We start from the raw sequence: 14,469 nt of genomic DNA, 5'->3' as shown, positions 1-14,469 counted from the left end.
ATTAATTTATTAATTTATAAAGAAAAACGCACATTCCAAGTGATTAGAATATGCGTTATATCAAAATAGAAGTTAAGTAAGAACTACTTAACAACCATTCCAGCTACTTCGTCAGCAAAGTTTGATTGAACTTTTTCAATACCTTCACCAACTTCAAATCTAACAGCTGAAACTAACTCATCATTGTGATTTGATAAGTATTTTTCAACTGATACTGAATCGTCAACAACAACAGGTTGTTTAGCTAAAACGATTTCTGATAATTGTTTGTTTAATCAACCTTCTGTAATTTGTTGTTGTATTTTTTCTGGTTTAGAGTCAAAACCATTTGGTTTCTCAAACCCTGCTTTGATTTCTTCTAATTTTTCTGCAGGGATATCTGAAACTAATGTGAATTCAGGATTCATAGCTGAAACATGCATTGCCACGTTTTTAGCAGCTTCTACATTGTTACCTTTAACTGTAACTACTGCTGCAACTTGACGGTTAACATGAACGTATATACCTAAAACTTGGTCTTCTTCAGCAACTACTCTTTGAATCCGACGAAGAGAAATTTTTTCTCCAATAACTGATGTAGCTTGAATTAAAGCTTGTTCAACAGTTTCGTTGTCATTCATTTTTGTAGCTAAGGCTTCTTCTAAGGTGTTAGCCTTTGATTCAAAAACTGATTTTGTAACTTCGTTTAATAAGTTAAGGAACTTGTCGTTCTTAGCAACGAAATCAGTTTCTGAGTTAATTTCAACCATAACAGCTTCTTTATCTGTTCCATGAGCTGAAACTGCACCTTCAGCAGTGATACGACCTGCTTTTTTAGCAGCTTTGACAATTCCGTTTTCTTTTAATCATTGAATAGCTTTTTCAATGTCGTATTCTGTAGCTTCTAATGCTTTTTTAACATCGATTAAGGCTGAATTTGTTCTAGCTCTTAATTCTTTAATTTTTTCCATTTTCATGTCTGCCATGATTACTCCTTAATTAAATTATTTTATGATTAATTAGTTATTTGAGTTTTCTTCTTGTTTTTGGAATGAAGGTAAAACAACTTTATCGTCTTCTTGGTATGCAAATTTAACTTGTCCACCACGTGCTTTAACAATAGCGTCAGCTAAAATTGTCATAATTAAAGCGATTGATTTTGAAGAGTCATCGTTTGCAGGAATTCCGAAGTCTAATAAATCTGGGTTAGCATTTGTATCTAAAATACCAATAACTTTGATTTTCTTTCTTTTAGCTTCTTTAACTGCGATTGCATCTTCATTTGGATCAGCAACAATCATTACTTGTGGTAATCTGTTCATGTTTCTGATTCCATCTAAGTTTTTGTGTAATTTATCTAATTTCTTTTGTAAGTCTAAAGCTTCTTTCTTTGTGTATCCAGCAAATCCGTTAGCTGCTTTAGCTTCTAATTCTTTCATTTTGTTTACACGTGACATGATTGTCTGGTTGTTTGTTAATGTACCACCTAATCATCTTTCTGTTACGTATAATGAGTTTGTTCTTTCAGCTGCTTCTTTAACTGCTTCTCTAGCTTGTTTTTTTGTACCAACAAAAATAAATTGTGCATTTTTAGATGCTAATGTGTTTACTAATGAGTAAGCGTATTCTAAGTATTTTTGTGTTTTGATAATGTCAATAATGTGTGATCCTTTGTTCTTTTTGTTTGGAACAATGTAATCTTTCATTTTTGGGTTTCAAGCGTGAGTTTTGTGTCCGAAGTATGCTCCAGCTTCTAATAATTTTGTTTTTGAAACAATTGGTGTTCTTTGTTGTTTTTCAACAACTTTAACATTTTCTTTTTTGTTTTCTGCGTTGTTCATAATTTTAATTTCCTTTTAGTTTGTTTTGCTACGTAAATATTTCGAGCACCTAGCACTATGATTAGCACACCCAAGTGAATCCATATTTACTGATATATTTGTTAATTTTTGTAAGAGTAGTTTTAAAACTCTTGTAATCTATTGTATTACATTTTTCATTATTTCAAAGTTAAAAGTTTTAGGTCGAATCTATACAAAAAGCACTACACAACTGGTGTGTAGCACTTTGAAACTAGAGATTAATTTTTATTAATGTATCCATCTCTAAGCATTTCGTAAAGAATTTCTGTTTTAGTTTTTCTTGTGAATTTATCAATAGGTTTTGTTTTTCTATAGTAGATGTAAACTAAAACTTGATCTTTTCAATAGTTTGAATTATTTGTACTGTTAGATCTGTTTCCAACTATAAATTCATAGTTGTAACCATTTCCTCTTTCTGCTTTACCAAATGCACGTTTTTGCTCTTCTGTTCACCTATTGAAATCTTGAGCGTGTCTATTTTTAACTGTTGTTCAAGCCATTTCAGTTCCATCAAGGAAGATGTTTTCAAGTTCAAGAGTTGTTCCGTTTCAGAATAAGAAATCTGAAATATTTCCTTTTTCTTTAGCGGCTCATAAAGCAAATGTCGTAAATCTGAAAACTGCTTTATATGCATCATTTTGTTTGTAAGCATTATTTCTAAGACTTGTGTTATATCTACCTGATTGAATTTCTTCAAACATATATTCTCAGATAGGAATGTAAAGTTCTTTAATAAATTCTTTAACTCTACCCACAATTTCAAAAATACTTACGTCAAACTCAAATTTGTATTTTGGCGATGATGAGCTTCCTTGATTATTGTTAGATGAAGATGACGAAGATGATGAAGATTGATTCGGATTCATCAGACCATCAATAATCTTGTAAATACCAGTTTTTTCAGGTTGTAATGTTGAACTTTCAAACAATCTGTTGATAAATTTAACAAAAGTACCATTACCCATATTCTTGATAATTTTTCCAATAAATGGCCCTTTTTCGAGAATTTTATCCATTGAAATGTTTCCATTTTTATTCAAGATGATTGACATAATACCATGAATAACAATATCTTTAAGAGCTTTAATTCTGTCTTCGATTTGTTCAAAGTCAGTTTTTTTAATTAATTCATAAATATTGTCAACAATAGTTGTAAGTTCACTTGAACCTCTAAGAGTTTTGAATAATCCTGAAACCATGTTGTCAAAGATTTGTGAATCTGAATCATTAAACGCAAATCCCATTCCTTTGAACATATTTGAAATAATAAGTCCAATACCATGAGAAATTTCAGCATCTTCATTATCTAAAATGTGGTTAACTCATTGAACAATATATTGCTTAATTTGAGGTGATTTAGGTGAAACAAAGATTTCATTAAGCACAGATGAGAATGAATTACGTTTAGCATAATCTTCTGATCTATCAAGTACATCAGTGAATACTGTAACTAATAAGTTAATTAAGTTTTCGTTCCCTAATGCATTAACAACCATATTGTTAATTGCTGTGTCATAATCGTTCGTACCTAATAACGCTTTTCCTAAACCAAATTGAGAAATAACTCTTGTTAATTTTTGTTTATTATTAAGCATTTGTGTAATGATGCTTCTGAATAAGTCGATAATTTTTTGTTTATTATCTTGAATAAATGGATCAAGAAGAATCTTCTTAACTGTATTGAATGTTGTAAAGTCAATTCCTTTAACAACTGCTCCTACAACACTTGAACCAAATTCAGTGAATGAAGCAGATTTCTTGTATGTTGAAACAATGCTATCTACAACTGATCTGAATATTCCGGCACGTTGTAAGATAACTGGTAAGTTGTCAATTAATGTAGGAATAAATTCTTCAAGTTCACTTGTTCTTGGAATTTCAAGGAAGTTGATAAATCTATTAAGTAATTTTTTAACAACACCTTTACTAATGTCATTGTTAAGTGTTTTCACAATTATTCCCTCAACTAAATCACCAAATCTTTTAACATTTTCATTTACATTTAAGTAAATCTTAAGAATATCGTAGAAAGTAGTTGTGTTTTCTAAGAATTGATTATTTTCAACAATGTAACTTGAAACTTCTGTGATTAAAGCTTTTAATTCATCAGAAGTTACAACTGAGTTAACTAACTGTACAAATGAATCTTGAGAAATAACTTTTTCTTCTAGGTAACTATGTGTTTCGTCATCAAAGATGTTTCAAATAATTTCACCTAAGTTAATTCTGTCCTCAAATAAGTGAAGTGCATTTGTAATAAGTGAATATAAATCTTGTTGATGATTTGCTTGTTTAAGTGAGTTGATTACTAAGTTAAGCACTCTGATTGCTTTTTGTTCGAATCCTTCTTGTTTAGCAATTGCACCAAGTGCACTTGTAATAGCTGAAGTAATATCTGAAGTCGTGATATTAGTTTGTCTTTGCAATAATAATTTAACTATAGAATTTGCAACTTGCTCAATAATGTTTAATTCATTATCAATTCCTTTAATGTTAGCTAAAAGTGATTTAACTAAATGCGTAGGATCGCTGATGTCATTGAAAATTGAAGCGTAAGGTGATGATTGAAGATATCTTACAGTAGCAGTTGCAACCATATCTTGAACGTTTTGATCACTTGTGATTGTGTAAATAATTCTAGAAACTAAGTTTGTAATTGATTCTTTAAGATCAGGCGTTTCTAAAATAATCACAATTAATTCATCAAATGAGTTTGCATTAGCTCAACTTGATCAGTTTTTGAATAAGAACCTTAAGACTGTGTTGATTAAATCCTTAACTTCGGGCATTTTTACAACTAAATCATAAGCTTGTTTGATTTGGTCTTTAGTAATACCGAAGCTTTCAAGTAATTTATCTAACGGTAACTTAGAAATGATTGTTTCTTTAAGTTCATCATTAACTTTAATAGTTTCAATTATTGCGTTAACTAATTTAATAACTTCATCTTGGTTAACTGCTAATGTTGATAAATGTTTGAATAATGATTTAACAATGTTGTATGCATCTGATTTTAGTAATCCTTTGATGTATTCAACTACAGCACTTATAGTTTGGTTTGTATCTTTAGTTGAAATAAATGTGTCAACAAAGATATTTGCAACATTAGGTAATAATTTAGCAGAGATTGCAAATGAGTTTAAGTTTTGTAATAAATCACCTACAACTTTATCTAAATTAATTCCAGCTAATTGAATATTGTATTTTCTACCGAATGTATTGATTAAATCTAAAACAATAACTTTAGTTGAGTCAAATTTGAGTGTTTTTTCAATGATTAATTGAATTTTTGATTTAAGTGATTCAGTTTTTTCTGAGTTAGTCTTGAATTTTTCGATTACATCAAGTGGTAAATTGATGTAATTTGTTCAAGATTTATCCTCAAGCAATCATGGAACAAACTCAAGAAGTAAATCATCTATCTCACTAATTGAAATAAGTTCGTTTATAAAGTTTCCTAAATGTTCTTTAGTTGTGTATTGGAATAATGTATTTGAATCTGAAAGCTTTTTGATTTGTGAATTTACAAGTTTTGTAATTGTTCCATTATTTCTTAACGCAATTATTACTTTAGGAATTAAGTTAATAATTGTTTCATAGTTATCATTAACAACGTCAAGGTTAATGATTCTGTCAACAAATCCTTTAATATCTGAAAGAACTTGTTTGTTAATTAAATCTGATAATGCTTGTGGAATTTGACCTAATATAGCTAAGATTTGTTCATTTTCAGCTTGTGAGGCTTCTGTTAACTTATCAAAGAAGATATCCAAGGCAGGATTTACAAGTTCGAGTGAATCAATAACTGATTTTAAGTTATTTGATAAATCTCTGAACAATTTATCAACTTGAGGAGTAACTTCAATGTTTAAGGTTCCAAATAATTTCACAAGTGATTTATAAACAAAATCTTTTGTAACTTGGTTAGTTAATAATCCGTTTAATAATCCGGTTGTATCTGCTTTAACTGATTGTGGATCAATTAAAACAAACGCTTTCTTGATAATATCAATGTAAGAAGTTACATCAGCAAATTCGTTTGCTCTTTGAATTGCATTAGATGCGATCTTTTCAAATAAGTTTTTAAAGTGTTGGTTACTTAAAACAAATTCAAGAAGTGAAATTAATTCATCTTTAGAGAAGTAGTTTTCAAATGAATTTCCTGCTTTAGACATTATTTGGTTAACAATACTTGTAGCTAATTCGTTAGCAGGAATTACATTGAATATGTTGTCAATAATTTTTAATAAATCATTCTTGCTCTTTGTGAATAAGTCAGAAGTGATGACTTCTTTAAATGTTGAAACAACTTTTGTTTCAAATGCTGATGGATCTTTTGAAATTCTTTCCTTAATTGTTTTAGTAAATGAAGAAAGAACTGATGAAATTGAGAAGTTTGTAATTCCTGATTTTTTAATGTAGTTAATTAAAGCATCAAAAGCGATTTCTGAAACACCAAAGTTTCTATCGACAATTGAGTAAATGTTAATAATGTTTTTAGCTAATTGTTCAGGTTCTTGAACACCTGCAAAATATTTTGCATAATCAGGGTTCTTGATAAATGCTGCTAAAGCTTGTGAAAGTTTTTCAAGTGCATTTGTTCCTGTCATTACTTGGTCAATTATGCTTAGAACTTTTGGTTTGATTGAAGCAACAAAGTTTTCATTTGAAGCTATAGCAATAGCTAATTGGTCAAATGAGTTTGCTTCTCTTAGTGTTGAGTTATTATCAATAATAAAGTTTGTTACTAAATTAATAATGTCTTTAGTATTTTGTGACTTAAGAATATCAACAAATAAGTCTGATAAAACTTGAGCATCAATTCCTAATTTATCAGCAATTGATGCAACAGGTATCATTGCAGCAACTTTTTGGATATTTTCATCAACATAGTATTTAGAAATTACATTAGAAACTAATTCTTTGATTTGGTCCGAGTGATTTCAAATGTTTGAATTTAATAATGTTTTAATGTATCCAAATTCTTTAATGTTTAATAATGATTTTACATTTGAAGTAATGTACTTGATTAATTCATCTAAACTGTTTGACTCTTGTAGACCTGCATTAATGATTTCAATTAGTTGATCAACCATTGTATTTGTAGGGTTGTAGTTAATTAATTGATTTAATGTTTGTTTAAGTGCTGCATAGAATTCAAGTGGTAATTCTGAAGATAATAAACCTTGATCAGCAAGCATTTTATTTAATGCTTTATGCATTAGTTTATCTAAACCATTTGAACTTAAAATTGTATGAATAACACTTGCAAGTTCATATTTGTGCTCAGTTGTAACATTTGAATTTTTAAGAGCTTTGAAAATAACATCTTTAGGATTTGTGAAAATCGAGTCTAATAAATCATTATCAACAATTGCATCAACTAATGAGTTAAGTAATGTTGGTAAATTACTATTTCTTAAAACATCGTTAGCTACTTGTGATGCACCTTCTGATGAAACTAATTCACCTAAATTTGCGTCATTAATCATTGAAGTTAATTTTGTGATTGTTGAATCTTTAACTAAGATTGTTGAGACTAAGTAGTGTAATAAGTTTTTGATGAATTGTTTGTTTTCTGAATAAATAGGTGAAGCTAAGATTTTGTTTACAAATGCTTGCTTATCTTTATTAAATTCAGCAACAATTAATGAAACAATTTCATTTGGTAATGTTTTAATTGCACTTAATGGTTCATCTGCATTTTTAGCATTTGAAAGAACTTCAAACACCTTGTCAAATGCAGGTTGATAAATGTTTAATGAATTTAATAATGGAATTAAATTATCTACTAAATCACTTACAAAGTCCTTGCTTAATTGTGAATATAAGTCAGGAAGAGTTGATTTAACAACATTATTGATTAACTCTTTTAATGTAACTTTGTTATTTTCGTTTTCAAATAATTCAGAAACGAAATTACTTAAGTTAGATTTCATTTGCTCATAATCAAGCCCTTTAAGAACTGTGATTATTAAATCATTGTAAGTTGTAAATTGATCTGTAGTCGCAATTGAATTGAGAACATTTGTAAGTTGATTTAAGAATACAACTTTGAATGAGTCATTGTTTAAAACAAATTTAACTAATTCTTTTAAGTTATCAAATGAAACATAATTTTCAATCTTTTCTTTTAAGTTTGCAGGAACTTTGGCAAAAATTGATTCAAACATTTGTGAATCAGTAGCAATCTTGTTGTAAACATTTGTGATAATTTGATTAATATCTTGACCGTGTTTTGAAAGTAAGCTATCACATAAAATCTTGATTGCTTTGATAATGTTTGTTTCTTGATTTTCTCCACCAAATTCTTCTGCAAATGATTTCAAAATCAATGTACCTAAATCAGATAATTTTGTGTAGTTTCCATTTTGATTAAACTCTTCTAAACCACTATAGATATGTGCAAAAATGTTAAATGTATCACTGTAGTTTGGTAACAAGTCAAATAAATCAGAAACTAATCCATCAATGTTTTGAACATCTTGAAGTAATCAGCTAATTGATTCATTTGTTTTCACAAGGTCGATTATAAATCCAGTAACCATTTTCTTAATTGTTGGATTTGATTTTAATGCATCAAATGCAGTTTTAAGTGAATCCTTAACATCGTGAATAAAGTTAGCATCCTTAAGAACTAAAATTACTAAATCAGTTAAAGAAGATAAGTTACCAATTTGTTCTTGATTACTTAAGATAAAGTCAGTTAAACTTGTTCCAATATTTACAAGAGGTTCTGAAACAACAATGTCGTTAAGTAATTGTTTAAGTTCTTCTGCTGTAACATTAAGTTTTGTAGCAACAGAATCAAGATTTAAATTATTAATAAATTCTGAAACTTTATCATTTGTTTTAAGTTGTGATAATAATGATTGAATAAATTCTTTTAATGAAGCTTTTTCAATGTCACTAAGTGGTGCACTTAAAATATTTTTAATAAACTCAAATTCTGTCACCTTCAAGTTTTTAAGAATTACATTTGGCAATTGTGAAGTTAAACTGTTTAATGTAATGTTTTCATTATCGAATAACGCAATAACTTCGGCAACTAAATTGTTAAGTTTATTATCTGAACTTAAGTTGTTCACTAAGTTTGCAAATACAGTATTTAACATTGAATTGAATTTAGCATCGTAAGTAAATCCTGCTTTTTCAAGTAAGACTGTAAACACTTTTGTAAGAGTTTTGTTGATTGTTAAATCAGCAACTACATTATCAAGAATTGGTTTGATGTTCGAAGTTAATATAGTTTTGAATTCAGGTTTGTTGATTACTAAATTAATTAAGTCAGTAATGTTTTCAACTGTTTTTAATTCTGCAATGTTGTTAAAAATTAAATCAAGGACATTTGGAATTAATGAATTAATTTGTTCTGTATCAAAAATCTTGTTAATAATTGTTTTAACTTCATCAATATCTGCATATTTAGCTAAAGTTTCATTTGAAGAAACTATAGAAATTAAAATATCTTTGATTTTTAAAACAATTGCATTGTTTTCATTTAATTCGGCAAATACATTTTTAATAATTTCTTTTCAGATAAGTGCATGAGAACTAAATGTTTCTAAGTTAGCAACTTTTTTAACTAAAGCAATAGGGTCAGAAGTTAATTTTGATTTTAAGAAATCAGTAATTTTTGAAGGTAATGCCCTTAAATCAGCATAAGGTGTGCTGCTTGATTTAATTGTTTCAAGTTGACTAAACACAAAATCAATAAGTGGATTAATAATGTCTAATGATTTTACAAAGTTTAATAACTCAACTTTTGAGTCGTTAACAAATGCTGTGATTTGTTCATCACTAGCTGCTTGGTTGTATTTTTTAGCAACCGATTTAAGTACATTACCAAGTAAGTTAGAAGCAAGTTGATCATCAGTTAAGTCAGAAACTAATCCTTGAAGGTGTTCTTTAACAATTTCTAAGTTAGGAATTACTAATAATTTTTGAATTAATGCATTTAAATCTTCAACATCAGCAAATTCTGCAAAATTATCTACATAAGATTCAACTAAGTAATTTACAAGGTTATGTAAGTTTTGATTTTTAAGCAATGAATTAACAAGTGAATTGACATTTTCTTCACCTACAAATGAAGTAATTTTTGTTGATGATAATGCTTTTGAAACCATTGAGGGGATGTTTAAACGATCAAGATTGTTTAAAACATTCTTGATAAGTTGTTTAATAAATGTTTGATTGTTTGTTACTAATTTTGAATCATTAATGAATTTAAGAATTTTGAAAACATTAAATTCATTTGTTTCTTCTTCAGAATCTGAGTTGTTCATTTTAGCAACGAAATTATCAATAGCAATTTTTCCTGCTTGATTTGCAATTTGTTTAATGTTGTCAAGTGAAGCTGATTCGTTTTGATTTAATAAGTCAGCAAATTGAGAAATAAAATCTGAAATAAACTCTTTAATTGATTCTGGTTTTACTCTTGTTAAGCTGTTTAATAAACTATCAACAAAATTATCTGATTGAGCTTTGATAAGTTGGTTTGATAATCCGTTATTTTCAAGTAAGTTTCATAAAATGTCTTTAAGAATATTTTTGGTAACATCATTTGAAACAATGTCTCATGCAAAATCAGAAATTGAGTTTGCAATTTTCTTAATGTTTTCTTTATCTGATAAGAAAACTTTGATTAATTGTTGTAAGTTTTCTACTTGTGCAAATTGTTCAGAGTTACTAATGAAACTTTCAAGTGCAAGTCCGATAACTTTTGAAATATTTGGATTAGTTACAATTTGAGTGATTAATGATTTAAGATCATCTTTTTCAATTTTGAAAGGTTCAACATATTTGTAAGCAAGGCCTGTGATTGCATCTGAAATCATTTCACTTTTTAGCGCAAATAAGTTTGTAATTACACCTTGAAGAGCTGAGATTAATTCAGGTTTTTTATATTTAATGAATTTTGAAGAAGCAATTGCTCTAATAAGTTTGAATAAGTTTTCCTCTTTAAGAACTGATTTAATTAAAATTTGAGGAATTTCCATTAATTCAAGTTTGTCTTCTCTGTTTAATCTTGATAATTCATTTTGGAAATCTAAGTAAATTTGTTGAATTAATCCTGAATTAACAATAGATTCAATGATTGTAACAAAACCATTTTCACCATTGTTTTCTGTATCTAGAATTAAATCCTTTAATTTACCTTCTGGATCAAGTTGTTTATAAAGTTCATTATTTGTAAGACCATTAATTGCTGAAGCAGTTACATTTCTAAATGTAGCTGACATTCTTAAAAGTCTATTAGGGTAATTATATGGAGTTCTAAGTTTGTTAATTTCATCAATGAATGGAATTGAAGAATCTAAATATGAATTTGTATCAGACCCAAATAATTGTAAGTTATTTACAAAAGGTTCAATTTGGTATTTTAGTGTTGTAGAGTCGGTGAGTAAATAATCTTGGTTAAAGTTATAAGTTGGATCAAAATTTGCGAGGTCAAAAGATGGAGATGTAAGTTTAATATACATATCCATAGCCATTTTTTTGTAACCCCTTGTGTTAGGGTGAATATCAATATAAACATCAGAAATTTCATCTGAATGAGCAGATCAATAATCAACATTGTATGCATTTAGCACATTAACATCTGTAATTTTTGCAACATCATACAATGAGCTGTTAATTTGTTGTAATAAAACTTGAGTCGGATCTACTGGAATGTTTCCTAATTTAGATTGGAAGAATTTATCAATCGCTCTTTTGAAACCAGAAAGTGGTAATGGGTAAGCTACTAAGTTAATGTTTGCTTTTGGAGCAAGTTTTTTAAGTTCATTAACTAAAAGTAAAGCTCTTTTTCTAACTTCTGGAAGTGTGTTTGTAAGAACTTTGTTGAAAAAGTCAATAATCTTTCCATAGTTAGGTTTTTCTTTTCTGAATTCATTAACAATTTCCATTGGTCTATTTTTTGAAACTGTATCAATTAGCAAGAAGAAAAAGTCATTAGCACTAATTGACATAGTTACTAAGTTTGCTTCTTTTAATTGCTCCTTGATGATTGGACCCATTTCTTGCATATTTTTGTTTTTGAAAGTTTTGTTAACAGCAGGTCAATCAGGTGTGTCGTTGTAAGGGTTGTCATAGTCGATTCCGAAAATTTTAAATCAGTCAACTATACGAGCGCCAGAAGCTGCGAAGTTTTCAAAATATTCAAGTCTATTATTTGAATTTTGATTTAGTAATCTTGCTAAAAACGCAGCATAAGAAGCTCCGGTGATTTCACCGTTAGCTTCTAATTTACCTGGATAATCCTTTGGAAGCGCTCCATCATATCCTGCAGTGATTGAATCCCCTAATGCAACATATCTAATTTTTTGATCTTTTGATATGAAGTTATTTGAAACAAGACGTTTAGATAATTTTTCTTTAGCACGTTCAACATCAGTTTTTCCGTCAGGGTTTTGATTTGAGTCATTACCTCCGTTTTGAGAACCGTTACCATTATTTGCTCCTGGTTCAGTAATTTTAATTTCGCCAGATCGATCAACTGGTTTGGGGTTAATGATGATTGGTGCATCACCATCGTTTAAATCAGTTCATCTACCGATTGGTTTTGATGAACCTGGCGCTTGACAAGACGCAGAAACAACACTAGCTGAAGTTAAGATTGCAGCTAATGAAATTAACGTTAACTTTTTTTGTTTTTTCATAATCACCTCTCTTATATACACTATAAGTGTATATAAAACTAATTTCATAAAATTTTACCAAATTAAAGAGTAAACAAGCAAATTGCAAAAATTGTTAAACTATTTTTAACAAAGCTAAAATAAAAAGAGCAAGCTTTTAACTTTTATAGCTTGCTCATAGTATTAAAAGTTTTAATTTGCAAATGGATTGAGTGAATTTAAAACACAATAAAATATTCTACTTCAGTACAATAATGAGATTAATTGTCCTAAAGTTTCTTCAAAATTGTTTGCAATTTCAATTGTAATTGAGTTAACTTCGTTATTAAAACTTGATAAATAATTAACAAAAGTTTGATAAGTTTCATCTTTAATTTGATTAATTGATAAGTTTTGAAACTTGTCAATTAAGTCATCATTTTCAAGATTTGAAGATAACTGATAATCAAAGAATCTTTGTTTAATTAAACCAAAAGTAACAAATTTATTTCCCTTTCCTGAAAGCAATGGCTGAGTATAAGTTGCAATTTGTTGTGGAAAGTTTATTGATGTGCTAATTGTTTTAATTTGCTTAGTTGTATTATTGAATTGATTTGCAAATCAAGCGAAATAATTATTTAAAAATGAATCATATGAAACAAAAACATTAGCAAATCCATCTTCTTTGTTTTTAAGAACACTTTCATTGATTAATAAAGCCAATTCAAGTGCTCTGTTGAAATAAACATCAGGATTAAGAATATTTTTTGAAGCTTCAACATAACCATTAATAACTTTTTGAATATTAATCCCCTGAAGTGACATAATCAATAATCCGATTTCACTTAATACACTATATTCTGGATGGACATCATTTGAAACAAATAAAATATTGTTGCTTGCAAATTTAAATTTGCTTAAGTTTGAAAAATTAGTTTTGCTACCTACATAAAACATATGATTTTTGATCATAAATTCATTTGAATGTTGCTCAAAAATATTTGTAATGTATGAAATTCATTCATTTTCATAATCACTATTTCCGGTTTCATTTAAAAACATAAAACCAACATTATCGCCAATTCCATTTTTAAAAGTTTGAATTAACTGTTCAATTTTATTAATTGGAATTGATCGATTAATAAAGATTAATTCAATTTTCTTATCCTTATTAATATCGATTTGTCCAAAAATAAATTCCATTGCAGCTTTAATTGAAAGTTCAATTGTTTTAGAAGTTCAAATAATTAACTTAGAAATATTTGTTGAATATAAATTGTTGCAAAATTGAATTATTTTATCTACACCGTTGAGCCCAAAGTTTAATGCAATATCATCGAAACCTAAATATGATGAACCATCAAAATTTAAAGATTTAATTTTATCGATTACTTCTGAAGCTTGCTTTTGTTGAATTTGCAACTCGTGTTGAGATTGAAAATAATTTTTCTTAATTGAAATTACTTGCATTTAACTACTTATTCTTGTGATTATTATTTTTATTGTCGTATTTCTTATTTTCAACAAAATAACTATTTGTGTAATTAATTAAATTTCTAAATCCATTTTTTGTCGCTTTTAGTTCATTGTAATATTTTTCTCTTTTGTAAAAGTCTTTCCCTTGATGGTTTGGGTGATTTTTCTTAAATGAACCTAAACCTTGTTTTTTATTGTTATCAAAATTTAAAACAATAAAGTTGATAATGTCGCCAATTGAAAATAAATCTGACATTTGGTGATGTGTAAAATCTGTAATGTCTTTTCTGTAAATTAAAAATGAATTACCATATTTGTCGTGAAGTTTTATAAACTTTGAACCTGATGTAATTATTTTTGCTGAAGCAACGTCACCAGTTTTGTAGCCTAAAAATGATTGTGAATTTTCTTTTCTTGAAACTTTTGAATTTTGCTTATTAATGTTTTTATTAAGTAGTGTATTCATAATTATTTATTATTATAAATAATTTATTTTTTTATGTATGAAACTAAAAGGACTATGACATAGA

General features: G+C 28.0%; 5 protein-coding genes. All 5 read right to left on the bottom strand.

All coding sequences use genetic code 4. From position 1 onward, the window contains the following. Nucleotides 1–83: 83 nt before the first annotated feature. Nucleotides 84–965: a translation elongation factor Ts gene (tsf, locus tag VBM88_RS01400; protein ID WP_257089564.1), complete on the bottom strand. Its 882-nt coding sequence runs from the start codon at nucleotides 963–965 to the stop codon at nucleotides 84–86. A 33-nt stretch (nucleotides 966–998) separates the two neighbouring features. After that, complete coding sequence (rpsB, locus tag VBM88_RS01395) at nucleotides 999–1,820, bottom strand: 30S ribosomal protein S2 (RefSeq protein ID WP_323176468.1); 822 nt, start codon at nucleotides 1,818–1,820, stop codon at nucleotides 999–1,001. Between the two features lie 239 nt (nucleotides 1,821–2,059). Beyond that, nucleotides 2,060–12,505, bottom strand: coding sequence for an SGNH/GDSL hydrolase family protein (locus VBM88_RS01390; protein WP_323680281.1), 10,446 nt, complete (start codon nucleotides 12,503–12,505; stop codon nucleotides 2,060–2,062). A gap of 171 nt (nucleotides 12,506–12,676) precedes the next feature. Further along, nucleotides 12,677–13,933 (bottom strand): hypothetical protein, encoded by a 1,257-nt coding sequence (locus VBM88_RS01385; protein ID WP_323176470.1) that lies wholly within the window; start codon nucleotides 13,931–13,933, stop codon nucleotides 12,677–12,679. A 4-nt stretch (nucleotides 13,934–13,937) separates the two neighbouring features. Then, nucleotides 13,938–14,405, bottom strand: coding sequence for a hypothetical protein (locus tag VBM88_RS01380; RefSeq protein WP_323176471.1), 468 nt, complete (start codon nucleotides 14,403–14,405; stop codon nucleotides 13,938–13,940). Between the last annotated feature and the right edge of the window lie 64 nt (nucleotides 14,406–14,469).

This window comes from Mycoplasma sp. 1232 (assembly GCF_034863345.1).
In the GTDB taxonomy this organism is placed as follows: Bacteria; Bacillota_I; Bacilli_A; order Mycoplasmatales; family Metamycoplasmataceae; genus Mycoplasmopsis.
The sequence above is the reverse complement of the archived record's forward strand: the minus strand, read 5'-3'. Positions and strand labels throughout refer to the sequence as shown.